This is a genomic window from Actinomadura sp. 9N215, assembly GCF_044326345.1.
Lineage (GTDB): Bacteria > Actinomycetota > Actinomycetes > Streptosporangiales > Streptosporangiaceae > Spirillospora.
This window is the reverse complement of sequence record NZ_JBIRBA010000020.1, coordinates 69,639-92,750: the sequence shown is the minus strand read 5'-3', so window position 1 is coordinate 92,750 and position 23,112 is coordinate 69,639. Positions and strand designations below refer to the sequence as shown.

Genomic DNA, 23,112 nt, shown 5'->3' with positions numbered 1-23,112 from the left:
GCCACCAGAATCCGGAGCGTTATGAGCAGACATCCCCGCCGGATGACGGCGCAGGAGACCGTGGCCGTCCTCGACCGCGGCGACTACGTCGCGCCGTCCGGCCGCACGGTCTCGATCGCCGACGGCCTGGCCCGCGCGGTCCGGGACACCGTCCTGTACCGCCCGGACGAGCTGAAGCAGCTACTGCGACGCCTGCCCGCGCCCGAACCCGGCACGCAGACGCGTATCGAAGTCACCGACGAGACCACTCTCGCCGCCGCCCGCCGAATGCACGGCCAAGGAGTCGTCCCGTTCGCGTTGAACTTCGCCTCCGCGAAGAACCCTGGCGGAGGGTTCCTGAATGGAGCGCACGCCCAGGAGGAAGGGCTGGCCCGGTCGTCCGGCCTGTACGCGTCACTGCGTTCGGCCAGGGAGTTCTACGATTTCCATCGAGCCCAAGGCGACCTGCTCTACAGCGACCACATGATCTATTCACCGAACGTGCCGGTCTTCCGGAGCGACGACGGAACGCTCCTGGAGGAGCCGTACGACGTCGCGTTCCTGACGTCCCCGGCCCCCAACCGAGGCGCCATCCGTGACGCCGCCAAGGCCGAGCGCATACGCGACGTGCTCGGTCTACGCGCCCGCAAGCTCCTCGCCGTGGCGCTGGCCAACGAGCACCGGCGGCTGGTCCTCGGCGCCTGGGGCTGCGGTGTTTTCCGCAACGACCCGGTAGAGGTGGCCGAGGTGTTCGCCGAGCAACTCCGTCCGGGCGGAGAGTTCGCCGACCGTTTCGAGCATGTCGTCTTCGCTGTCTGGGACACCGCCAAGGGCGCCCCGAGGCACGCCGCGTTCCACAACGTCTTCGCCTAAGCGACGCAAAGGCGTGGCCGTTCAGGTTCGGATAGCGGCCGGCGGGCAGCGCCTTGAAGAAGTCGCGGATCTCGCCCAGGTAGCGGTGGAACTGCTCCATCGCCTCCGCGCCGCCGTCGAGCTTGGCCGAGTAGATCGTCCCCTCGACGGAGTCGGCGTCGACGTACATCCCGACGGTGTCGACTGAGCGCGGCGGTCTCCGGGGGACGCCGCCCGCCGTATGAGGGCGAGCTACGCCTCGGCGACCGCGAACAGGTTGGGGCCGGTGGGGATCAGCCCCATCGACACCTGGTCGATGTCGCGGTGCGAGGTGTACACGCGGCGGATCTCCATGGCGAGTTCCTTCCTGGCGACGTTCCTGCTGCCGACGCACCCCCGTCCCGAAGAGGAATCCGGGTGACCGGACGCCTGACGGCGTGAGGGCCGGACGCGGAGGCCCGCGGAGGGAAACGTCCCGGCGCGGGCCCTCGCGCTTGCCGGTGGTCAGAGCTTGGCCATGACCTCCGCGGCCAGCAGCTCCAGGTGCTCCAGATCCTGCAGGTCGAGGACCTGCAGGTAGACGCGCTCGGCGCCCAGCTCCGCGAACCGGCCGATCTTGTCGACGAGCTCGCCCGGCGTGCCGGTCAGGCCGTTCGTCCGCAGCTCCGGCACCGTCCGTCCGATGGCGGCGGCGCGGCGCCGCACCTCCTCCTCGTCCCGGCCGCAGCAGACGACCTGCGCGACCGAGTAGACGAGCGGCCTCGTCCGGCCCGCCTCGGCGCACGCCGCGCGGACCCGGTCGAACGCGGCGCCCGTGCCCTCCGGCTGCGTGAACGGGACGTTGTACTCGTCGGCGTAGCGTGCGGCGAGCCGCGGCGTCCGCTTCGGCCCGGCCCCGCCGACGATGATCGGCGGACCGCCCGCCTGGGCGGGCTTGGGCAGCGCGGGCGAATCCGCCAGCGTGTAGTGCTCGCCGCTGAACGAGTACGTCTCGCCGCCCGGCGTCCCCCACAGCCCGGTGAGGATCTCGAGCTGCTCCTCAAGCCGGGCGAACCGCTCCCCCAGGCTCGGGAACGGGATGCCGTACGCCGTGTGCTCCTCCTCGAACCAGCCCGTCCCGAGACCGAAGTCGACGCGCCCCCCGCTCATCCGGTCGACCTGCGCGACGGAGATCGCCAGCGAACCGGGGTGCCGGAACGTCGCGGCCGTGACCAGCGTGCCGAGCCTGATCCGGCTGGTCTCCCTGGCCAGCGCGCCCAGGGTGATCCAGGAGTCGGTCGGGCCCGGCTCGCCCGTCACGTCGCCCATCTTGACGTAGTGGTCCGAGCGGAAGAACGCGTCGAACCCGAGGTCCTCCGCCGCCTTCGCCACGGCCAGCTGTGTCTCGTAGCTCGCCCCCTGCTGGGGCTCGGTGAAGATCCGAAGTCGCATGGTCCCATCCTGCAACCCGTGCGGCCCCGGCCGCGACACCGGGTCAGCGCCGCCCGGTGATCCGGGTGCGGGCGACGGCGCTGTTGTTCGCGCGGTCGGCGTCGGCGGTCGGCGAGGCCGCCGTCCAGGACGACTCCAGCACCGTCCCCGCGCGGACGCTCCTGCGCGGCACCGCCTTGAGGTGCAGCGTCCTGGACTCACCCGCCCGGAGCGCACCCACCGAGCACACGTAGGCGCCGCGGCGGGGCAGGCACGCGGTGTCCCGCCCGACCAGCTTGATGGGCCCCCGCGACTGGACCGTCACGCTCTCCGCCGTGGACGGGCCGAGGTTGCGGACCCTCATCTCGTACGGGATCTCCGCCCCGGCCCGCGCCTTCGCCGGCGCGGTCTTCGTGATCGCGAGATCGGCGACGGCGGCGACGCGCACGGCCGGGAACCACCTGGTGACGCGCGTGCCGCCCCAGGTCACCGTCCCGCGCGGCCTGATCTTCCGGCCGGGCTCCGCCCGCCTGGCGACCTTGGCCCTGAGCACGCCGCCGACCTTCTGGCCCGGCCGGACGGCGCCGAGACGGCAGACGACCGTCCGCCCACTGGACGCGCAGTCCTTCTCGCCGGACACGAACGCCAGCGACTTCGGCAGCGTCGCCCGGAACACCGCCTCAGGCGCCTTGGCCCTCCTGATCGGCAACGCGCCGCCCTTGCCCTTGACGGACTTCGCCTTCCCGGGCTTCGCCTTCCCCGGCTTGGCCTTGACTGGCTTCGCCTTGCCCGCCTTCGGACGCTCCTTCGAGGTCGCTTGGAACGTCCACGTCCACTCGTAGACGCGTCCTGGCATCACGTCCTTCTCGGGCGCGACCGTGCGCAGCACCCCGCCTTTCGCGACGACGTGCTCGCCGCGCGGCTTGGCGTGCTTCGGCTTCGGCTTCGACTTCGGCCTCGGCTCCGGCTTCGGCTCCGCCGGCTTGGGCTTGGGCTTGGGATGCACATGCATCGGCCTCGGCTTGCCATGCTTGGCCTTCGGCTTCGATTCGGGTCTGGGCTTCTCGGGCCCGGGCTTCGACTCCGGCTTGGTCTTCGACTTCGGCTTTGGTTTCGGCTTGGCGTGCGTCCTGGGCCTCGGGGGCGGTTTCGGAGCGCCGTCCTGCCGCGCCGTGTGCGCGGTCCGCGTCGAACCGCCCGCCTCGGCCCAGGACGCGACGGGCACGAGCCCCAGCAGCGGCGCGGCCGTCAGCAGGACGAGACCGCGCACCTTCCATGTCCGGATCACAATGAGCCCCCCGTGGCCTGCGGTTCCTTCTTGCGGACACGTCCGTTGTAGCGAGCGCCCGGCCCGCCGCCTAGCGCCGCGTCGGCGTGTCGTCACAGATGGTGACCGCAGGGTCCCGCCCACCGTCACGGACGGTCACCCGGCCGAATCCGCTGCGCGATCACGGGCACGCGTTGTTCAATCGATGGACGGACCGGAACCACGACCCACGGAGTCCCCATGGCTGTCTTCGGTGTCGACTACGCGTGGGGCCGCCCAGGCGCGGCCGCGCTGAAACGGGCCGGGGCGAAGTTCGCGTGCCGCTACCTCTCGCACGACACGACCGGCAAGAACCTGACCCGCGCCGAGGCCGACGAGCTCTCCGGCGCGGGCATCTGGCTCGTGGTCGTCTGGGAGACCACCGCCAAGCGCCCCCTGGACGGACGCGCCGCCGGCGCCGCCGACGCCGAGGACGCCGACGCGCAGGCGCGGGCGTGCGGAATGCCGGACGACCGCCCGATCTACTTCGCCGCCGACTGGGACGCCTCCCCCGCCCAGCAGGACGAGATCAACGCCTACCTGGACGGCGCCGCGAGCGTCGTCGGCCGCGGCCGCGTCGGCCTGTACGCGGGGTACGGGCCGATGAAACGCGCGTTCGACGCCGGGAAGATCGCCTACGGCTGGCAGACCTACGCCTGGTCCGGCGGCCAGTGGGACGACCGCGCCCAGCTCCAGCAGTACTCCAACGACCACGAGATCAACGGCGTCGGCGTCGACTACGACCGCGCCGTCCGCAGCGACTACGGGCAGTGGCGCGTCGGCGTCTCGCCCGAGGGAGACGACATGCCCGACTACGTTTCCGTCGGCACCGGCGACGACCGGCAGGAGCTTCCCCCCGGCACGTGGACGAACGTCAGCTGGGCCAAGGAATACTCCGACGAGGAGCACCAGCACTGGGACAAGGGCGGCCCGAGCCTGCTGACCGGTTCCGCCCGCTACAGCCTGTCCGTGGCGGCGACGGTCGGCGGCGTCCCCGCGGGCACGCTCATCCAGGCCCGCGCCGTCGAGGTGGACGTCGACGACGCGAGCAGGTTCGAGGCCGGTCCCGTCCAGGACTTCGTGTCCGTCGGCGACACGACCAACCTGGTGTACGGGCTCGCCGCCGACACCGTCCGGGAGGGTCACCGGGTGCGTTTCCAGCTGATCCAGCACGGCGGCGGCCCCGCCACCGTGACGCAGGGCAGCGCCAAGGTGTTCTTCTGGAGGTAGGCGTCCGGAAAGACCCGGTAATTCAGCGTCCTTCTGGCTCGCCGTAGAGCGCGCGGAGGAACGCGAGCGCCATGCGCCGCTTCTCGCCGGGATCGGTGCGCAGGTCGGCGAAGTACGCGTTGAGCTCCGCGAGCTCGCGGGGCGTCTCGTCCGCGTCCGCCGGGTCCTGGCCGCCGAGCGGCTCCATGCCCTCGGCGATGCGGGCGAGGTCGCCGGGCCGCCACCGCAGCGCGTCCTCGACGGCGCTCCGGGTGCGCGCCTGCGGCCAGCGCTCCCCCGCCTCCAGGTTGTAGACCGTCTTGACCGTCACCCCGGCCCGCTCCGCCAGCTGCTCCTGCGTCAGCCCGAGCGACCCGCGCCTGGCCACGGCGTACTTGGCGACCCGTTCCCGGTCCACGTCCCCGGCCATGCGGCCCAGCATGCCGGAAACACCAGGAAACATCCAGCGGGCGCCGGCGCCGCGGACGTTCACGCCCGCCAGGTCGTCCGGTACGCCGGGTGGTCGGAGTACGGCGTCGCGAGGAGCCGCAGCGTCATGCACCCGCCCTCCCGGACGCGCTCGCCGCACGCCTGGCAGACGCCCGTCCCGTTCATCCGCGAATGCAGTTCGAGCAGGCGCCGCTTCACCGCGACCTCCGCCACCACCCGCGCCGGCGAGTGGCGCGCCATGTGCAACGCCACATTCACGTCGACGTTCGATGTGTCCAGCACGTGGTGCGGCCCGTACCCGTAGCGGCTCCGCAACGGATACTCGTCGACGCTTCGCAGCGAGACGGGTCCCTCAAGGCGGTCGTTCGGGTACCGCCCAAGCCGTAGCCGCTCCCCGGAGTGCGTCTCGACCCACTGCCACCGCTCGTCCCCGGACGAGTCCGGCCCGCCGTTCGGACGCGTCCGGTTGTCGGCCGCCCGCCGTGCGGTGTCCTCGTCCTCGAAGAGCCGGGCCCGCAGGAACTCCACCAGATCGCTCACAGCCGCTCCGTTCCGCCGTCGACACGCGCCGGCTCCGATCCTGCCACCGCAAGATCACCCGCCGCTCCGGCCGGACGCGGCGGACGCCTCAGAAGGACGCCTCAAAAGTCGTCGTGAATGAACGGCGCGAGGGGCACGGCGAGCGCCGCCTCCAGGCGGGCGGCGGCGGACGGCGTGTGCTCGGTCACCGCGCCGACGCGGACCAGCGTGGTCGGGCGGACGCCGCCGAGATAGACGGCGGCGAGGTCGGCGGCCGACAGGGTCAGGTCGGGGGCGTCCGCCGTCCGGTCGCAGGACGGCGCCGAACCGGTCTTCAGCCGCCACCGGCCCTCATTCGCCGGGATGCGGGCGTCCTGGACCTCCAGGACGAACGCGTCGTCGGCGGCCCAGGAACGGGCGCGCAGCGCGCCGGGGACGTCGACGAGCCGCAGCCAGAGGGTGCCGTAGTCGCCCTTGACGGCGACCTGGTCGGGGTCGGCGGCCATGTGCGGGAGCAGGTCGTCCACCGGACGGCCCGGCGCGTGGATGCGGGAGGTGAGGTCGATCGACGCCAGGTACCGCCAGAGCGCCGCCTCGACCTGCGGCGTCTCGGCGATGAGGTCGGTGACGCGGACCGTCCGGTCCCCGCCGCCGTGGGTGCGGTAGACGGCGTACCCGGCCGGATGGACGACGGCGCGCGGTCCGGTGTAGCCGGGCGCCTCGCGGTCCACCTCGACCAGGACGGACCGCGACCACCATTCGGGGTCGCGCACCAGTCCGCCGGGCCGCGCTGCCAGCGCACGCGTGTAGATCGGGTCGAGGATCTCCGGGGCGGACGCGGGGTCGAGCAGCCGGAGCGGCGCGGGATCGGGCGTGGTGCGAAGATCGAGAGGCCGGGACGTGTCGACCTCCAGCGAGATCGCGCGGGTCGCGAGGCCGAAGCCGTACCGCCCGTAGATGACGCCCTCCGACGCCCACAACGCGGCGAGCGGGCGGCGCGCGGCGACCGCGTCCGCGTGCATCCGGTCGATCATGGACGTGAGCACGCCCCGGCGCCGATGGGTGGGCAGCACCCCGACGAACGTGACCGCCGAGCAGTCGAGCAACGCGCCCGGCACGGCGAGGCGCATCGGCAGGGACGCGAGCTGCCCCACCAGGGCGCCGCCGTCGTAGGCTCCGATCCGCTCGGCCCGGCGCACCGGCCACGACTCGCGCTCGTAGTCGTCCTCTTCGAAGCGCTGGTGGAACACCATGCCGGCGAGGTCGACCATGCGGTCGGCGTCGCCCTCCGGGACCTCCTTGATTTCGATCACCATTCCACGGTAATCCCCGCCGCAACCCGTTTTCGCAGGTGGTCGGTCAGCCGCGGACGAGCGTGGCGAGGCACTCCACGTGGTGGGTCATCGGGAAGGCGTCGAAGGCGCGGAAGGTCTCCAGCGTCCAGCCGAGCTCGCCGAAGTAGGCGAGGTCGCGGGCCAGGGTCGCGGGGTCGCAGGACACGTAGGCGATCTTGCGTCCGGCGAGGCGGGTGATGTGCCCGACGACGTCGCGCCCCGCGCCGGTGCGCGGCGGGTCGAGGACGACGAGGTCGGCGCGCCGGACACGCTCGCCGCCCTGATGGCCGGCGCCGCCGCGCTTGTTCTGCGTGCGGGACCCGGCGGACGCGCGGCCGAACTCCAGGTCGGCGACGATCTCCTCGACGGGGCCGCGCTCGATCGACACGTTCGGCAGGTCGCGCAGGTTGAACCGGGCGTCCCGGGCGGCCTGCCCGTCGGACTCGACGCCGACGACGAGGCCGTCGCGCCCGACGCGGTCGGCGAGGACGCCGGCGAACAGCCCGGCGCCGCAGTACAGGTCGACGGCGATGTCGCCCGGCTTCGGTTCGAGCGCGTCGACGACGGCGTCGGCGAGCAGCCGCGCGGCGCCCGGGTGGACCTGCCAGAAGCCGCTGCCGCTGACCTGGTACAGCCGTCCGGACACCTCCTCGCGGACGTACGGGAGGCCCGCGCCGGGTTCGGGCTTGCCGCGGACGAGCCGGACCGGCACGTCCAGCCGCGGCACCTTGATCTTGCGGCGGTCGCGGCCGCGCAGCACGACGAGCCGGTCGCCGGTGGTCGCGGACACGATGCCCTCGACGCCGGACGCGCCCGTCCAGCGCTTGCGCTCGATGCCCATCAGCTCCACGCCCGGGTGGGCGATCAGGCACTCGTCGATCGGCTCGATGTCGTGCGAGCGGTGCCGCCGCAACCCGACGACGCCGCCGGAAACGGCGAACTGCACGCGCGTCCGCCACCCGAGCCCCGGCGGAGGGACCACTTCCGAATCCACCGGGTAAGGGACCTCCTCGACGATCACCGTCCGGTCGATCCCGGCGAGGCGCCGGAGCTGCTCCTCGACGACGGCGGCCTTGAGGGCGCGCTGCGCGGGCAGGGCGGCGTGCTGCCAGTCGCAGCCGCCGCAGCGTCCGGGGCCCGCGAACGGGCACGGCGGCTCGACGCGGTCCGGGGACGCCTCGATGATCTCTATGGCGTCGGCCCGGAGGAAGTTCTTCGCGCGCTCGGTGACGCGCGCCCGCACCCGCTCGCCGGGCAGCGCGTGCCGGACGAAGATCACGCGACCCTCGTGCCGGGCGACGCAGAAGCCGCCGTTGGCGACGTTGCCGACCTCCAGGTCGAGGACGTCGGGCAGGACGTCGGGTTCCAGCTCAGTCACGTTCCGAAACACTACCCGCACCGGGACGCGACCCGGTCCGCGGCGGGCGCCGGGACGCGCCGGGCCCCGGCGGTTCCGTCCGCCCCTTGAGCCGGTCGGACGAGTGCAGCTGCCACGCGACGCTCGTCACCATGACGCCCGGCTGGAACAGCAGCCGCCCCTTGAGCCGCAGCGCGCTCTGGTTGTGCAGGAGCTGCTCCCACCAGTGCCCCACGACGTACTCGGGGATGAACACGGTGACGACGTCGCGAGGGCTCCGCCGCCGGACGCCCTTCACATACGACAGGACGGGACGCGTGATCTCCCGGTACGGCGAGTCGAGGATCTTCAGCGGGACGGGGATGTCGAGCGCGTCCCACTCGTCCTGGAGCCGCTGCGACTCGGCGGCGTCCACCGCGACCGTCACCGCCTCCAGCGTGGACGGACGCGTCGCCCGCGCGTACGCCAGCGCCCGCAGCGTCGGCTTGTGGATCTTGGAGACGAGCACGATGCCGTGGATGCGGGCGGGCAGCGCGACGTCCTCGCCGGAGGGCACCAGCTCGACGGCGACCCGGTCGTAGTGCCGCCTGATCCCCTTCATCAGCAGGAACAGCACCGGCATCGCGATGCAGACGATGTAGGCGCCGAGCGCGAACTTGGTGATCAGCACGACGACGAGGACGATGCCGGTGAGGGTGGCGCCGAACGCGTTGATGCCGCGGGAGGTCATCATCCGGCGGCGCTGCGCCGCGTCGGTCTCGGTCGCCAGCAGCCGGTTCCAGTGCCGGACCATGCCGATCTGGCTGACGGTGAACGACACGAACACGCCGACGGTGTACAGCGGGATCAGCCGGCTGACGGACGCGTCGTAGGCGTAGATCAGCAGCCCGGCCATCGTGGCGAGGATGACGATGCCGTTGCTGAAGGCGAGCCGGTCGCCGCGGGTGTGCAGCTGACGCGGGAGGAAGCGGTTCTGCGCGAGCACCGACCCCAGCACCGGGAACCCGTTGAACGCGGTGTTGGCGGCCAGGAACAGGATCAGCGCGGTCATCGTGGTGACGAGCACGAAGCCCAGCTCGAAGTTGCTGAACACGGTGTGCGCGACCTGCGCGATCACCGGGTCGGCGTGCTCGACCGCCCGCCCGGTCTCCGGGTCGATCAGCTGGCTGCCCTGGTCGGGTTCGGCGAACCTGGCGTCGGTGATGTAGGCGAACGCGATGACGCCGCCGAACAGCGTCATCGCGACGACCCCCAGCGCCAGCAGCGTCTTCGCGGCGTTCTCGCCCTTGGGCTTGCGGAACGCGGGCACGCCGTTGCTGATCGCCTCGACCCCGGTCAGCGCGGCGCAGCCGGACGAGAACGCCCGCAGCAGCAGGAACACCAGCGCGAACCCGGCGAGGTCGGTCTCGTCGCCGCGGACGTCGTAGTGCGCGGTCTCGGCCTTCAGGTCGGCGCCCCCGACCAGCCGGACGAAGCCCCACAGCAGCATGCTGACCATCGCGAACATGAACAGGTACGTCGGGATCGCGAACGCGACCCCGGCCTCCTTGAGGCCCCGCAGGTTCGCGATCGTGAGCAGCACCACGATCCCGATCGCGACGCCGACCTCGTGCGGCCGCATGAACTCCAGCAGCGCCCCGAGGTTCTCCACCCCCGACGACACCGACACCGCGACCGTCATGACGTAGTCGACCAGCAGCGCGGCCGCGACGACCACGCCCCAGTTGCCGCCGAGGTTCTCGGTGGCGACCTCGAAGTCGCCGCCGCCGCTCTGGTAGGCCCGGACGTTCTGCCGGTACGAGGCGACCACCGTCAGCAGGATCACCACCACGGCCGCGGCGACCCACGGGGTGTAGTGGTACATGACGAGGCCGCCGGCGCCGAGCGCGAGCAGGATCTCCTGCGGGGCGTAGGCGACCGACGAGAGGGCGTCGCTGGCGAAGACCGGCAGCGCGATGCGCTTCTTCAGAAGCTGCTCGTGCTGCTGCGCGCTGCTCAGCGCCCGGCCGACGAGCAGCCGTTTCGCAAGGTCCGGAACCTTTGACACGAGAGGAGACTCTAGCCTTTGGACATGACGCCGCCGCCCGCCCCCCGCGGTCCGTCCGGGGCGGCCGTGCGGAGGGGGCGGGCCGGGTAGTACTCGACTGGGCGGATGTGTAGGTTTGCAGCCCGGTAGTAGGGATCAATCACAGGAAACGTTCCTCGGGTGCGGTACGGCATGGGCGGTCGGCGACGGGTGCCGTGCACGGCGCGGGGGGTACAGGGGGAGCGTCCCCCTGGACGGAAGAGGGAACGGCCGTGCATATCGTGATCATGGGATGCGGGCGGGTCGGCTCGACGCTCGCCCACATCCTGGAGGACAAGGGTCATTCGGTGGCCATCATCGACCAGAACCCGGAGGCGTTCCGCCGCCTGCGCAGCGGGTTCAGGGGCCGCCGCATCACCGGGTTCGGGTTCGACCGCGGCGTGATCGCCGAGGCGGGCATCGAGCGCGCGTCCGCGTTCGTGGCCGTCAGCAGCGGCGACAACTCCAACATCATCTCCGCGCGGGTGGCGCGGGAGACGTTCGGCGTCGACAACGTGGTCGCCCGGATCTACGACCCGCGCCGCGCGGAGGTCTACCAGCGCCTCGGCATCCCCACGGTCGCGACCGTCCGGTGGACCGCCGACCAGATCCTGCGGCGGCTGCTCCCCGAGGGCGCCGAGCCGCTGTGGCGCGACCCGACCGGCGCGGTCGTCCTCGCCGAGCTGGACTCCGGGCACCTGTGGGTCGGCGAGAAGGTCGGCGCGCTGGAGGAGCACGCCGGCACGCGGGTGGCGTTCCTGTCGCGGATGGGCGAGGCCCTCGTCCCCGACCGCGACACCGTGATCCAGGACGGGGACATCGTGCACATCATGGCCGGCGCCGACGACGTCGAGCGCGTGAACCTCGCCGTCGCGGCGCGGAGCGGGGAGGAGTCCTGATGCGGGTCGCGATCGCCGGGGCGGGCGCGGTGGGCCGGTCCATCGCCGCGGAGCTGCTGGAGAACGGGCACGAGGTGCTCCTGATCGACAAGAGCCCCAAGGCCATCAAGGTGGAGATGGTCCCGCGCGCCGAGTGGCTGCTGGCCGACGCGTGCGAGATCTCCGCGCTGGACGACGCGGCGCTGGAGCGCTGCCAGGTCGTGGTGGCCTCGTCCGGCGACGACAAGGTCAACCTGGTGGTGTCGCTGCTGGCGAAGACCGAGTACGGGGTGCCGCGGGTGGTGGCCCGGATCAACCATCCGAACAACGAGTGGCTGTTCAACGAGTCGTGGGGGGTGGACGTGGCGGTGTCGACGCCGCGGCTGCTGTCCGCGCTGGTGGAGGAGGCGGTCAGCGTCGGCGATCTGGTCCGGCTGATGACGTTCCGGCAGGGCGAGGCGAACCTGGTGGAGCTGACGCTGCCGGAGGACGCGCCGCTCGGCGGGGAGCGGGTCGGGTCGGTGGACTGGCCGCGCGACACGGCGCTGGTGGCGATCCTGCGCGAGGGGCGGGTGCTGGTCCCGACGTCCGACGACACGCTCGAACCGGGCGACGAGCTGATGTTCGTCGCCAGCCAGGACGTCGAAGACGAACTCGCCGAACTGCTAGGCGGCCACTGACCGGGCGCGCGGAACCCGAGGCGCAGACCCCCGAAGCGCGGAACCCGGACGTCCGGAGCCCGCCTGGCCCCCGGCTAGGCGGGTTTTTCGCGTTCGATGGGGGTGCGGCCGCGGGCCAGGAGCCAGACCATGGCCGCGAGCGCCGCGACCTGGAGCGGCCAGCCCATCGCGATCTTGGCGGCGCCGAGCAGGCCGCTCTGGTCGCCGTCGGCGAGGTAGATCGGGTACTGGACGGCGACCCGCGCCGCGCACGGCAGCACCAGCAGCCAGGTGAGCTTCGAGCACAGCCTCACGATGCCGGGGTCGCGGCGCCAGGCGGTCGGGTCGCCGGTGACGGTGCCGATGATGAAGCCGACGATCGGCCACCGCACCGCGATCGAGAAGATCATCGCGGCGGCGTAGCCGGCGTTGAGCAGGATGCCGGGGAGGAACGCGTCCTCGGCCTTGCCGGAGCGCAGCGCGAAGAACGCGGCGACCGCGATGCCGACGAGGCTGTTCAGGACGAACTGCGGGTTGGAGCGCTGCGCGATCCGTACGGCGAGCAGCAGCACGGCCGCGCCGACGCCGGCGCCGACGGCGAGCTTGATCTCGTCGGACACCACGTAGGTGCCGGTGAAGGCGATGGTGGGGACGGCGGCCTCGATCATGCCGCGGACGCCGCCGAGCGCCTTGGTGAGCTGGGCGCGGACGGCCGCCTCGACGGTGTCGTGCGCGTCCCGCTCAGGCTCCGGCTTCGCCGCCGGTTTCTCCGGCGGCGTTTCCGACGGCTTCTCCGGCGTCGCTTCCACTTCGCTCATGTCGTACTCCCGGCCGCCCGCGGCGGCCTCACGAACCGCCGCGCAGCTCGTATCGCGGATTGAACATGACCTTGCGCCCGTCCTGCGTGCTCACCAGCCCCTCGGCGCGCAGCATGCGGCCGGGGTCGATGCCGGCGATCTTACGGCGGCCGAGCCAGACCAGGCTGATCACGTCGGTGCCGTCGTACAGTTCGGCCTCCAGGGCCGGGGCGCCGCCCCGCGGACGGAGCGTCACCGTACGTAGCGTACCCGCCACGCAGTGGCGCTTGCGCTCGGCGCAGTCGGTGATCGGCGTCGCGCCCTCGTCGCCCGAGGACTTCTGCAGCTCCGCCGCCTCGAGTTCGGCCCTGCTCGACGCCATGCGCCGCAGGAAGCGGCGAAGCCCGCCCTTCCCGCGCTCGGCCGATTCCTCGTCCATGTCTCGAAGCGTATGGCATCTGCGGACGAATCGGGCCCCTTGCGCCACCCCCGATCGGTTCCCGCCGGCGGGAGTTGGAATGAAGTGTTCCGTTCTGTTATAATCGGAACAGAGCATTCCGCTCCAACAGGAAGGAAGAGCCGTGGCCGCCACGCTCGACACCCCGGTCGCCCCGTCCGAGACCCGTCCCGACGCCCGTTCCGGCGCACGTCCCGAGAGCGCGGCTCCCCATCCGCGCCGCTGGCTCGGGCTGTCCGCGGTCCTGGCCGCGACCCTGCTGAACCTGCTCGACTCCACCGTCGTGAACGTCGCCGCGCCCGCGATCCGCGCGGACCTCGGCGGGTCCTACTCCGCGCTCCAGTGGATGGCCGCCGGGTACACGCTCGCCCTCGCCGTGGCGCTGCTCACCGGCGGGCGGCTCGGCGACATGTTCGGCCGCAAGCCGGTCCTGCTGGCGGGCGCGGCCGGGTTCGTGGCGACCTCGGTGGCCTGCGCGTTCGCCTGGTCGCCCGAGAGCCTGATCAGCGCGCGGGTCGCGCAGGGGCTGTGCGCCGCGGTGATGATCCCGCAGGGCTTCGGGCTGATCCGCGATCTGTTCGGCGCCAGGGACGTCGGCAAGGCGTTCGCGCTGCTCGGCCCGGTGATCGGGCTCGCCACGATCCTCGGCCCGGTGGTCGCGGGGCTGCTGGTCGACGCCGACCTGCTCGGCACCGGCTGGCGCGCGATCTTCCTGATCAACGTCCCGGTCGGCGCGTACGCGCTGGTCGTCGGCGCGCGCGTGCTGCCCGCCCCGGACCGGTCGCGGGGACAGGCCGACCGCTCGGGCGGGCTGGACGTCACCGGCATGCTGCTCGGCGGCCTCGGCATGAGCATGCTCGTCTACCCGCTCGTCCAGGGCCGCGAGCTGGGCTGGCCGGTGTGGTCGCTGGCGCTGCTCGCCGGGTCGGCGCCCGTCCTCGCCGCGTTCGCGCTGCACCAGCTGCGCCGCGCCCGCCGCGGCCGGACGCCGCTCGTCCGGCTCAGCGTGTTCGCCAGCCGGTCCTACAGCTCGGGCGTCCTGTTCGTCGTCGTCTTCTTCGGGCTGATCACCGGGTTCTCGCTGGCCGTCGGCCTGTTCCTGCAGCTCGGGCTCGGCTACACCCCGCTCGCCGCGAGCCTGGCGATGGCGTCGTGGGCGATCGGCGCGTTCGCCGGGTCGGCGTTCTCCGGCATGACCATGAACCGCCTCGGCCGGAAGATCCTGCACCTCGGCCTGGGCATGATGGTCGCCGGGCTGGCCGCGCTGTACGCGGTGTTCGAGACGGCCGGGACGGGTCTCGGCGGCTGGCACCTGGTCGCGCCGCTGCTGCTGTTCGGCGCCGGAATGGGGATGATCTTCGTCCCGCTGTTCGACATCATCGTGGCGGGCATCGCCGACCACGAGGTCGGGTCCGGGTCGGCGGCGCTGGAGTCGGTCCAGCAGCTGGGCGCGTCGCTCGGCATCGCGATCCTCGGCACGGTGTTCTTCGGCGCGATCGGCGCGCCGGTGGCGGGGCGCTTCGACCCGTCCGCCGCGCTGGACGCCGCCGAGCGGGTGGCCGGGCTGACCCTCGCGCTCACCGCCGTGGCGTTCCTGGTCGCCTTCCTCCTCCCCCGCCGGGCCCGCGCGCACTGACCCGGTCCGCCGAACTCGCCGTCCGCAGCCGGGCGGCGAGTTCGGCGTTCCCGGGGCGTTGGCGTCAGGAGCGGCGGAGGCGCGACGCGGCCATCGCGGTGAAGTAGCCGATCTCCGGAACGTTCATCAGCCGCGCGGACGCCACGTACAGCGCCCCGCCGCCGAGCCCGCCGACCACGACGGTGAGCAGGGCGGGGAGCCGTCCGCCCGGCAGGTGGGAGAAGCCCCAGAGGACCGCCACCCCGAACGCGACGGCGGGCAGGGCGGCCAGGTGCAGGCGCGTGAGCGCGCGGAGGATGCGGCGGCCGTCCATCCCGCCGAGCCGCCTGCGCAGGACGAGCGCCGCGCCCGTCGCGCCGACCAGGTAGAACAGCCCGTACGCGACCGGCAGCCCGAGCACGACCTGCCGCGCCGGGACGAGCCACAGCAGCGCGAACGCCGTGACCGCCTGCGCCACCCCGGCCGGGACGGCGATCAGCCCGGGCGTACGCGTGTCGCCCAGCGCGTAGAAGACGCGCATGAGCAGCTGGTGCAACGTGAACGGCAGGACCATCACGGCGAAGACCATGAGGACGGCGCCGATGCGGCGCGCGTCGTCCTCGCCGAGGCTGCCGTAGGCGAAGAACGTGACCGAGCCCGGGACCGCGAACACCAGCATCCCGAGCCACAGCGGGACGAGCAGCGCGCAGGCCAGCCGCAGGCCGCGGGAGAAGTCGTCCCGGACGAGGTCGCGCCGCCCGTCCGCGACGTGCGCGCTCATCCGCGGCAGCAGCGCCGTGATCACCGACACCGCGATGATCGCGTACGGGAGCTGGAACACGACGAGCGCGAACTTGTACGTCGCGAGCCCGCTCCCGGCGACCGGGCGGCCCGCCGCCTCGGCGGCCCGGCCGGCGGCGCGCGTCGCGACGTTCGCGGTCACGAGCACGCCCGCCTGCGCGACGACGATGTAGAGCAGCATCCACGACGCGGCCCGCACCGCCTCGCCGAGCCCGGAGCCGCGCAGGTCGAGCCGCGGGCGCCAGCGGAACCCGGCGGACCGCAGCGTCCACGCGAGCACCGCGCTCTGCGCGACCGTGCCGAACGCGGAGCCGAACCCGATCAGGGCGAGCTGCCCGTCCGTGACGGTGTCGGCGGTGCGGCCGCGTCCGGCGACCCAGAGGAACAGGACGCCCGCGGCCATCGTGATCAGGTTGTTGACGACCGGCGCCCACATCGGCGCCCCGAACCGGCGCCGGACGTTCAGCAGCGTGCTCGCCAGCCCGCTGACGCCGATGAAGAAGATCTGCACGAGCAGCAGCCGGGTGAGCAGCACGGCCACCTCGCGCTGCCGCCCCTCGTACCCGCCCGCGTACAGGGAGATCAGCCGGTCGGCGGCGAGCACGGCCACGGCGGTCAGGACGGCGAGGGCCAGCAGGACGACGCCGAGCAGCCGCCGCTCCGTCGCCGCTCCCCCGTCGTCGTCGCGCATCCGCCGCTTGACCAGGAACGGGACGAAGACGCTCGCGAGCAGCCCGCCGAGCAGCAGCTCGTACACCGTGTACGGGATCATCTCGGCGGCCTGGTAGGCGTCGCCGAGCAGCGCGGTGCCGAGCGCCGCGCCGATCACGACCGTGCGGAGGAAGCCGGTGACGCGGGAGAAGACCGTCCCGATCGCCATGACGGCGCTGGAGTGCGCGACGCCGGGCGGCGCGGCCTGCGCGGCGCCGCCGATCTCGTCGCCCTCCGAGCCGGGCCGGTCGGCGGTGCCCGGGTCGCCGACGTCGCCGGGGTCGCGGACCGGGACGAGCCCGGGCTCCGGATCGCCGGGCGGCTCCGCGCGCTCCGCCTCGGCGATGACCAGCGGCATGAGAACCCGGCGCCTGCCTCGCTCGTCGCCACGCGAGCCTGGCTCCGCTGGCTGGTCGGGCTCGTCCCGCTGGTCGGGCTCGTCGCCGCGCTGGTCGGGATCGTCCATCGGCACCACCCCCGGACGCGCCAGTATGCCGCGTGGGGTGCCCACCCTTCACGGATGAGCACCCCACACGGCCTTACAAGGAACGCGGACGGCCGCCCCCCGTCCTCCAGCCCCCACCCACCGCCATCCACCACCATCCAACCGACGAGCTTCGCTCGGCCCCCATCTGGTCAGTTGAGCGCCGCCTCGACCGCGGGGACGCGCACGGCCCTGCGGGTCGCGCCGTAGGCCGTGGCCCCGGTGAGGACGGCGGCGAGCGCGACCACCGCGAGGTAGGTCCACACGCTTCCGTCCGGGGTGGCCGAGTCGCTCCGGGCGAGGCCGAACGGCACGATCGTGAAGACCGACGCGACCGTCCCGACCAGCACGCCGGTGACCGTCAGCACGACCGCCTCCACCGCCACGCCGCCGAGCACCTGCCCGGGCGTCGCGCCCGCGAGCCGTGTCTGGCCGAACTCGCGGCGGCGGTGCGCGGTCGTCGCGATCAGCGTGTTGACCAGCATGATCGCGGTGAACAGCACCACCATGCCGATGACGACGAAGTTGAGCGTCTCGATGTTCTTCTGCTCGTTGTCCTTGGCGAGCCCGGCGGCGTCCAGCGCCGCGTTCTCGGTGGCCTGCAGGAACAGCGTGCCGACCGCCGTCGCGACGAACAGGATGATCGGCGTGACCGCGGAGGCCAGCGCGCCGGTCCGGCGCCGCATGGTGTCGGCCGCGAGACCGCCGGCCGCCCCGCCGAACAGCCGCAGCGGGCCCGCCACCAGCGCCGTCACCCGCCGCATGATCGCCGGGGCGAGCAGCGCCAGCCCGATCGCGGCGAAGATGTCGGCCTGCCCGGACGTCGCCATCGCGTCGCTGCCCTTGCCGTCCATCACGGTGATCGTGATGACCGCCTGCTGCACCGCGACCAGGAGGAAGATCACCGCGAACACGATGCGCTTCTTCGTCAGCCTGCCGGTGTCGACGGCCGCGTCCGCCAGCGACTCCGCCACCCGGACGCGGGCCGTGCGGCGCGCGGTGATCAGCGCGGCGCCGACCGCGGACACGAACGTGATCCCGATGCCCATGAACAGCGCGACCGGACCGAAGCTGTAGCCGATGTCGGCCGGGACCTGGTCGGTGTCGTGCAGCATGCCCAGCAGCGCCCGCCCGATGAGCATCCCCGGGACGATCCCGAGCAGCGCCGCGACCACGGCCAGGCCGGCGGCCTCGCCGACGATCATCCGGCCGAGCTGCGCCGGTGTCGCGCCGACGCTCTTCAGCAGCGCCATCTCCGCCGCCCGCTGCCGGACGGACAGCGTCAGCGTCGAGGTGACCGCGAAGACCACCAGCAGCAGCCCCCAGCCGCCGACGACGTTCGCCATGATGACGAGCGTCTCCCTGGCCGTCCCGGTCGCGCCGCTCGCCTCCGCCGTGTCCAGCATCGACGCGAACGCCATGATGATCGCCGAGCCGAGGAACATCGCGAGGAAGCTCGCGGCGAACGCCCCGGTCCGCTTGCGCAGTGAACTGATCGCCAACTGGAACACGTCGTCACGCCCCCGCCATCGTCCGCTGACGCTCGACCTCTTCGGCCAGGTGCGTCATCCGCTCCGCGACGGCCTCGGCGGTCGGCGCGGTCTGGTGGCCGACGATCCGGCCGTCCGCCAGGTACAGCACCGCGTTCGCATAGGACGCGGCGACCGGGTCGTGGGTCACCATCACGACCGTCTGCCCGGACATGTGCACGGACTCCTGCAGCAGGCCCAGCACGTCGCGGGCGCTGCGCGTGTCGAGCGCGCCGGTCGGCTCGTCCGCGAACACCACCCGCGGCCGCGTGACCAGCGCCCGCGCGATCGCCACCCGCTGCTGCTGCCCGCCGGACAGCTCCGACGGCAGGTGCCCGAGCCGCTCGCCCAGCCCGACGCGCTCAAGCACGCCCCGCGCCTCCCGCCGGTCGACCTTCCGGCCCGCCAGCTTCAGCGGCAGCACCACGTTCTGCAGGACGGTCAGCGTCGGCAGCAGGTTGAACTGCTGGAACACGAACCCGATCCGCTCCCGCCTGAACTTCGTCAGCGCGGCCTCGCCGTCGCCGGACAGCTCGGCGCCGTCCACGAACACGCGTCCCTCGGTGGGACGGTCGAGACCCGCCGCGCACTGCAGCAGCGTGCTCTTGCCCGACCCGGACGGGCCCATCACCGCGGTGAACGACCCGGCGGGCAGCGACAGGGACACGCCGTCCAGCGCGACGACCTGATTGCCTACCGCGCCGTACACCTTGCGCACTCCGTCCAGGCGGAGCGCCTCACCCGGCACCTGTCCCGCCGGGTCCGGCCCCTTGCGTCCGATCATTGTCTTCCCTCCAGCCCGGCGCTCCTTCGTGGTGCGCCTGCAGGAACGAAATTACGGACGGCGACGGCCGCCGAGGATGGGTCCAGCACGCCGATCGGGGTAGGCAAAACCCCACCATTCCCCGGGTCCGCGCCGCCCCCGCCTTCGCCGGGGTCCGGCGCGTCGGGTTAGAGTCGCCTGCGGTGCGCCGGGAAGTCTGGTCGGCAGGTCCCGTCAGCCGTCTGCCGATCAGGAGACTCCGTGCCGGCCATCGCCGCGATCGTCATCTTCGTCTGCGCCTACGTCCTGATCGCCTCGGAGAGGGTGCACCGGACGGCCGTGGCCCTCGGCGGCGCGGGCCTGATGCTGCTCCTGCACATCACCGACGCGGAAGGCGCGTTCTTCTCGGAAGAGTCCGGGATCGACTGGAACGTCGTGTTCCTGCTGCTCGGGATGATGGTCATCGTGTCGGTGCTGCGGCAGACCGGCGTGTTCGAGTACGTGGCGATCTGGGCCGCCAAGCGCGCGCGGGGGCGTCCGTACCGGCTGATGGTGATGCTGGTCGTCCTCACGGCGGGGGCGTCCGCGCTGCTGGACAACGTCACCACCGTCCTGCTGATCGCGCCCGTCACGTTCCTCGTCTGCGAGCGGCTCGGACTGCAGGCGCAGCCGTACCTGATCGCCGAGGTCATGGCGTCCAACATCGGCGGCACCGCCACGCTGGTCGGCGACCCGCCCAACATCATCATCGCGAGCCGCGGCGACCTGGCGTTCAACGACTTCCTCGTCCATCTCGCGCCGCTGGTCGTCGTGTTGATGGCGGTGTTCTGCCTGCTGTGCCGCTGGCTGTTCCGCTCGGCGTTCCACTACGACCCGGACCTCGCGGCCGAGGTGATGGAGCTGGAGGAACGGGAGGCGATCACCGACCGCGGCCTCCTCGCGCAGGGGCTCACCGTCCTCGCCATCGTCGTCGCCGCGTTCGTGCTGCATCCCGTCCTGGACTACGAGCCGTCCGTCGTCGCGCTCCTCGGCGCCGGGCTGCTCGTCGCCGCCACCAGGGTGACCACCGAGGACGCCCTCCGCGAGGTCGAATGGCCCACGCTGGTGTTCTTCGCCGGGCTGTTCGTGATGGTCGGCGGCCTCGTCGAGACCGGGGTCATCGGCGACGTCTCCGAGGCCGCCGCCGACGCCACGGACGGCAATCTCGGCGGCGCCGCGATGCTGCTGCTGTGGGCGTCCGCCGCCCTGTCGGCGATCGTGGACAACATCCCGTACGTCGCGACGATGAGCCCGATCGTGGCGGACCTCGTCCAGCAGCACCCTGGCGACGAGGGCGACGTGCTGTGGTGGGCGCTCGCCCTCGGCGCCGACCTCGGCGGCAACGCCACCGCCATCGGCGCCAGCGCCAACGTCGTCGTGCTCGGCATCGCCGCCCGCAACGGCACGCCCATCAGCTTCTGGCAGTTCACCCGCTACGGCCTGGTCGTCACGTTCGTCACGGTCGCGCTCGCCACGCCCTATCTCTGGCTCCGCTACCTGTAGCCGTGGGAGAGGATGGAGGGATGGACGAGGTACCTGAGGACTGGGAGCGCGCGCTGGCGATCGTCGCGCACCCCGACGACCTGGAGTACGGGACGACGGCCGCGGTCGCGAAGTGGACGGGCCAGGGCAAGACGGTGACGGAGGTGATCGCGACCCGCGGAGAGGCCGGGATCGACTCGATGGACCCGGACGAGGTCGCCCGGATCCGCAGCGCCGAGCAGATCGAGGCGGCGCGGATCGTCGGCGTGGAGACCGTGGAGTTCCTCGACTTCCAGGACGGCGTGCTGGAGTACGGGCTCCCGCTGCGGCGGGCGATCGCCGCGGCGATCCGGCGGCACCGGCCCGAGGTGGTGCTGTCGCTGAACTTCCGCGAGTCGTTCCCCGGCGGCGGGTTCAACATGGCCGACCACCGCGTCCTCGGGCTCGCCGCCGCGGACGCGGTCAGGGACGCGGCCAACCGGTGGGTGTTCCGCGACCTCGGCCTCGACCCGTGGCAGGGCGTCCGGTTCGCGCTGTTCGGCGGATCACCGCAGGACACGCACTACGTGGACATCACCGGCCACTTGCAGGCCGGAATCGACTCGCTGCTCGCGCACCACGTGTACTTCTCGAACCTGGGCGCCGAGTTCGACGCGGCGGGTTTCCTCACGGGCAACGCCGAGACCGTGGGACGCGCCGTCGGCGTCGAGCACGCGCTGACGTTCGAGATGATCGAGTCGTAAGCCCGGGCCGGGCCGGGCCGGGCCGGGCCCGGACTGGCGCGGCTAGCGGCGGGCGTTGGGCCGCTTGCCCTTGTTGGACTTGCTGCGTTTACGGGCCCGACGTTTGCGTGTCTTCTTCGACATGTCCCGATTGACCACCCGGGCGGCGTCCAGCGCAAGGGATTCGCCGCGCACGACCCAGCGAAAACCCGCCGGCCGCACGTCCGAAAAGGCGTGCGGCGCGACGGGCGCGGTCAGCGGACCTCGGTGATCTCCGGGCCGCGCTCGAAGGGGTCGAAGGTCTCCACGGCCTCCTCCTCTTCCTCCTCGTCGCCGGCCTCGCTGAACTCCTTCGGGATCTGCAGCTCAAGCAGCTCGCGCGGGGGCATCGGGGCGTCGCCGCGGACGACGACGACACCGCGCAGCACGTCCTCCAGAACCTGCCACTGCTCCTCGTTCTCGATCGCCGCGCCCTGCACCACCGCCTGCAGGAACCAACGGGGGCCGTCCACACCGAGGAAACGGATGATCTGCGGCGCCCAGCCCTGCTCGACGAACTCGGCCGGGATCTGCTCGCGGAACTCCTCCGGCATCTCCGCGAGGACCTCCTCGGTCAGCGCCTGGGGGACCATCGCCAGCAGCTCGGGGCCGAACGGGCCGTCGCCCTCCTGGGTCTGGCCCTGCGCCTCCTCGCGGATGTCCTTGGCGGTCTCACGGCGGACGTCTTCCCAGATGCCGCTGCGCTTCGGCGCCGCGAACGCCTGCAGCTGCATGGCGCTCTCCTCGTACTGCACCAGCACGGCGACGGGGCGCCCGTCGAGCGGGTTGCCCTCCTCGTCCACCTGCGTGGCCTCGAAGTTCACCTGGAAGCCGAGGCCCTGGGCGACCGGCACCTGGATGGACCCGAAATCGAGCCGCTGCAGCTCGGGGAAGGAGTCCTCGGAGTCCCAGGGGCCGCCCTCTGCCGGCTCCGCCTTGGCGGGAGCCTCTTCGGCCGCGTCCTCGGCGGCGTCCTCGGCGTCCTCCACCGGCTCATCGGTCACCTCGGGACCCTTCTCGGGCTCCTCGGCCTGCCGGCGACGTCCAAAAGCCACGACTCACGCTCCTTCTCGACTGTGCTCATTGCCTGCATTATCCGCGCCCGCGGGCCCTCGCCCCTCGGGCGCAGGACCGAATCCGCCGGTGGAGCCGAAGCCGTCGGTTCCGCGCGCCGATCCGGGGAGCTCGGCGACCTCGTGGAACACCGCCTGCTCCACCCGCTGCACGACCAGCTGCGCGATGCGGTCTCCGCGCCGCAGTCGGACGGTGGCGCGGAGGTCGGTGTTCAGCAGGGTCACCTTGATCTCACCCCGATAGCCGGCGTCGACCGTACCGGGTGCGTTGACTATGGTCACCCCCAACCTAGCGCCCAAACCGGACCTCGGGTGAACGAAAGCCGCGTAGCCGTCGGGCAGCGCGATCGCCATCCCGGTCGGCACCACGGCGCGTTCTCCGGGGGGCAGCTCGACGTCCTCGGCCGCGACCAGATCGGCGCCCGCGTCGCCGGCGTGGGCGTACTGCGGCAGGGGCAGTCCGGGGTCCAGCCGCCGGATCAGCACATCGACCTTGCTCACGCGTTCACCTCACGCTCACCTGCCGGGAAACCTCACGACCCTACCGAGGGCGCGGTGCCGGTCCGGCGCTGAAACGCCGCC

21 protein-coding genes are annotated in these 23,112 nt (G+C 72.5%); 7 read left to right on the top strand and 14 right to left on the bottom strand.

Annotation, left to right across the window (positions count from 1 at the left end; translation table 11 throughout):
* Positions 1-21: 21 nt before the first annotated feature.
* Positions 22-852 carry a TIGR02452 family protein gene (locus tag ACH34T_RS29290; RefSeq protein WP_396024157.1) on the top strand — a complete coding sequence of 277 codons (831 nt, stop codon included), beginning with the start codon at positions 22-24 and terminating at the stop codon, positions 850-852.
* A 483-nt stretch (positions 853-1,335) separates the two neighbouring features.
* On the opposite strand, the gene ACH34T_RS29285 is transcribed toward ACH34T_RS29290, so the two are convergent.
* Together ACH34T_RS29285 and ACH34T_RS29280 are read right to left on the bottom strand one after the other, a co-directional pair.
* Entirely contained in the window at positions 1,336-2,262 is a 927-nt protein-coding gene (locus ACH34T_RS29285; RefSeq protein WP_396024156.1) for an LLM class F420-dependent oxidoreductase, read from the bottom strand.
* 43 nt (positions 2,263-2,305) lie between these two features.
* Entirely contained in the window at positions 2,306-3,529 is a 1,224-nt protein-coding gene (locus ACH34T_RS29280) for a DUF11 domain-containing protein (protein ID WP_396024155.1), read from the bottom strand.
* A gap of 219 nt (positions 3,530-3,748) precedes the next feature.
* On the opposite strand from ACH34T_RS29280, the gene ACH34T_RS29275 reads away from it, so the two are divergent.
* Positions 3,749-4,777 carry a glycoside hydrolase domain-containing protein gene (locus ACH34T_RS29275; RefSeq protein ID WP_396024154.1) on the top strand — a complete coding sequence of 343 codons (1,029 nt, stop codon included), beginning with the start codon at positions 3,749-3,751 and terminating at the stop codon, positions 4,775-4,777.
* A 22-nt stretch (positions 4,778-4,799) separates the two neighbouring features.
* On the opposite strand, the gene ACH34T_RS29270 is transcribed toward ACH34T_RS29275, so the two are convergent.
* From ACH34T_RS29270 to ACH34T_RS29250, 5 genes are all read right to left on the bottom strand, one after another.
* Positions 4,800-5,186 (bottom strand): helix-turn-helix transcriptional regulator, encoded by a 387-nt coding sequence (locus ACH34T_RS29270; protein ID WP_396024153.1) that lies wholly within the window; start codon positions 5,184-5,186, stop codon positions 4,800-4,802.
* 59 nt (positions 5,187-5,245) lie between these two features.
* The gene (locus tag ACH34T_RS29265) at positions 5,246-5,746 is read right to left on the bottom strand and encodes a DUF6221 family protein (protein WP_396024152.1); all 501 of its coding nucleotides are present in this window, start codon (positions 5,744-5,746) and stop codon (positions 5,246-5,248) included.
* Between the two features lie 101 nt (positions 5,747-5,847).
* Positions 5,848-7,038 carry a GNAT family N-acetyltransferase gene (locus ACH34T_RS29260; RefSeq protein ID WP_396024151.1) on the bottom strand — a complete coding sequence of 397 codons (1,191 nt, stop codon included), beginning with the start codon at positions 7,036-7,038 and terminating at the stop codon, positions 5,848-5,850.
* Between the two features lie 46 nt (positions 7,039-7,084).
* Positions 7,085-8,437, bottom strand: coding sequence for a class I SAM-dependent RNA methyltransferase (locus ACH34T_RS29255; RefSeq protein ID WP_396024150.1), 1,353 nt, complete (start codon positions 8,435-8,437; stop codon positions 7,085-7,087).
* Positions 8,430-10,463 carry an APC family permease gene (locus tag ACH34T_RS29250; RefSeq protein WP_396024149.1) on the bottom strand — a complete coding sequence of 678 codons (2,034 nt, stop codon included), beginning with the start codon at positions 10,461-10,463 and terminating at the stop codon, positions 8,430-8,432. The genes ACH34T_RS29255 and ACH34T_RS29250 overlap by 8 nt, the downstream gene beginning before the upstream one ends.
* Before the next feature lie 251 nt (positions 10,464-10,714).
* Here ACH34T_RS29250 and ACH34T_RS29245 point away from each other — a divergent pair, with 251 nt between their 5' ends.
* Both ACH34T_RS29245 and ACH34T_RS29240 read left to right on the top strand, forming a co-directional pair.
* Positions 10,715-11,380 carry a potassium channel family protein gene (locus ACH34T_RS29245; RefSeq protein WP_396024148.1) on the top strand — a complete coding sequence of 222 codons (666 nt, stop codon included), beginning with the start codon at positions 10,715-10,717 and terminating at the stop codon, positions 11,378-11,380.
* Positions 11,380-12,039 (top strand): potassium channel family protein, encoded by a 660-nt coding sequence (locus ACH34T_RS29240; protein ID WP_396024147.1) that lies wholly within the window; start codon positions 11,380-11,382, stop codon positions 12,037-12,039. Before ACH34T_RS29245 ends, ACH34T_RS29240 begins: the two co-directional genes overlap by 1 nt.
* 74 nt (positions 12,040-12,113) lie before the next feature.
* Here ACH34T_RS29240 and ACH34T_RS29235 read toward each other — a convergent pair whose 3' ends face one another.
* Positions 12,114-12,836, bottom strand: coding sequence for a DUF3159 domain-containing protein (locus ACH34T_RS29235; RefSeq protein ID WP_396024146.1), 723 nt, complete (start codon positions 12,834-12,836; stop codon positions 12,114-12,116).
* Positions 12,837-12,864: 28 nt separating this feature from the next.
* Complete coding sequence (locus ACH34T_RS29230) at positions 12,865-13,254, bottom strand: OB-fold nucleic acid binding domain-containing protein (RefSeq protein ID WP_396024145.1); 390 nt, start codon at positions 13,252-13,254, stop codon at positions 12,865-12,867.
* A gap of 142 nt (positions 13,255-13,396) precedes the next feature.
* On the opposite strand from ACH34T_RS29230, the gene ACH34T_RS29225 reads away from it, so the two are divergent.
* A complete protein-coding gene (locus ACH34T_RS29225) occupies positions 13,397-14,908 on the top strand; it encodes an MFS transporter (RefSeq protein ID WP_396024144.1) in 1,512 nt (503 codons plus the stop codon).
* 64 nt (positions 14,909-14,972) lie between these two features.
* Here the strand turns inward: ACH34T_RS29225 and murJ are convergent, their stop codons facing one another.
* From murJ to ACH34T_RS29210, 3 genes are all read right to left on the bottom strand, one after another.
* Positions 14,973-16,865, bottom strand: coding sequence for a murein biosynthesis integral membrane protein MurJ (gene murJ, locus ACH34T_RS29220; protein ID WP_396024143.1), 1,893 nt, complete (start codon positions 16,863-16,865; stop codon positions 14,973-14,975).
* A 170-nt stretch (positions 16,866-17,035) separates the two neighbouring features.
* Positions 17,036-18,385 (bottom strand): FtsX-like permease family protein, encoded by a 1,350-nt coding sequence (locus ACH34T_RS29215; RefSeq protein ID WP_396024142.1) that lies wholly within the window; start codon positions 18,383-18,385, stop codon positions 17,036-17,038.
* A 13-nt stretch (positions 18,386-18,398) separates the two neighbouring features.
* Positions 18,399-19,196: an ABC transporter ATP-binding protein gene (locus ACH34T_RS29210; protein WP_396024141.1), complete on the bottom strand. Its 798-nt coding sequence runs from the start codon at positions 19,194-19,196 to the stop codon at positions 18,399-18,401.
* Between the two features lie 240 nt (positions 19,197-19,436).
* Here ACH34T_RS29210 and ACH34T_RS29205 point away from each other — a divergent pair, with 240 nt between their 5' ends.
* Positions 19,437-20,717: an ArsB/NhaD family transporter gene (locus tag ACH34T_RS29205; RefSeq protein WP_396024140.1), complete on the top strand. Its 1,281-nt coding sequence runs from the start codon at positions 19,437-19,439 to the stop codon at positions 20,715-20,717.
* Positions 20,718-20,737: 20 nt separating this feature from the next.
* On the top strand, positions 20,738-21,439 hold the full coding sequence (locus tag ACH34T_RS29200) for a PIG-L deacetylase family protein (RefSeq protein ID WP_396024139.1): 702 nt from the start codon (positions 20,738-20,740) through the stop codon (positions 21,437-21,439).
* Between the two features lie 233 nt (positions 21,440-21,672).
* Here the strand turns inward: ACH34T_RS29200 and ACH34T_RS29195 are convergent, their stop codons facing one another.
* Entirely contained in the window at positions 21,673-22,512 is an 840-nt protein-coding gene (locus tag ACH34T_RS29195; protein ID WP_396024138.1) for a DUF3710 domain-containing protein, read from the bottom strand.
* A gap of 3 nt (positions 22,513-22,515) precedes the next feature.
* Positions 22,516-23,031 carry a dUTP diphosphatase gene (gene dut / locus ACH34T_RS29190; protein ID WP_396024137.1) on the bottom strand — a complete coding sequence of 172 codons (516 nt, stop codon included), beginning with the start codon at positions 23,029-23,031 and terminating at the stop codon, positions 22,516-22,518.
* Positions 23,032-23,112: the final 81 nt, after the last annotated feature.

What these genes read in the sequence shown, in the direction of transcription:
- ACH34T_RS29230 (WP_396024145.1), bottom strand. Translation starts at nt 13,254, where the DNA reads ATGGACGAGGAATCGGCCGAGCGCGGGAAGGGCGGGCTTCGCCGCTTC.
- ACH34T_RS29285 (WP_396024156.1), bottom strand. Translation starts at nt 2,262, where the DNA reads ATGCGACTTCGGATCTTCACCGAGCCCCAGCAGGGGGCGAGCTACGAG.
- ACH34T_RS29290 (WP_396024157.1), top strand. Translation starts at nt 22, where the DNA reads ATGAGCAGACATCCCCGCCGGATGACGGCGCAGGAGACCGTGGCCGTC.
- ACH34T_RS29235 (WP_396024146.1), bottom strand. Translation starts at nt 12,836, where the DNA reads ATGAGCGAAGTGGAAGCGACGCCGGAGAAGCCGTCGGAAACGCCGCCG.
- ACH34T_RS29270 (WP_396024153.1), bottom strand. Translation starts at nt 5,186, where the DNA reads ATGGCCGGGGACGTGGACCGGGAACGGGTCGCCAAGTACGCCGTGGCC.
- ACH34T_RS29275 (WP_396024154.1), top strand. Translation starts at nt 3,749, where the DNA reads ATGGCTGTCTTCGGTGTCGACTACGCGTGGGGCCGCCCAGGCGCGGCC.
- ACH34T_RS29200 (WP_396024139.1), top strand. Translation starts at nt 20,738, where the DNA reads ATGGACGAGGTACCTGAGGACTGGGAGCGCGCGCTGGCGATCGTCGCG.
- ACH34T_RS29210 (WP_396024141.1), bottom strand. Translation starts at nt 19,196, where the DNA reads ATGATCGGACGCAAGGGGCCGGACCCGGCGGGACAGGTGCCGGGTGAG.
- ACH34T_RS29240 (WP_396024147.1), top strand. Translation starts at nt 11,380, where the DNA reads ATGCGGGTCGCGATCGCCGGGGCGGGCGCGGTGGGCCGGTCCATCGCC.
- murJ (WP_396024143.1), bottom strand. Translation starts at nt 16,865, where the DNA reads ATGGACGATCCCGACCAGCGCGGCGACGAGCCCGACCAGCGGGACGAG.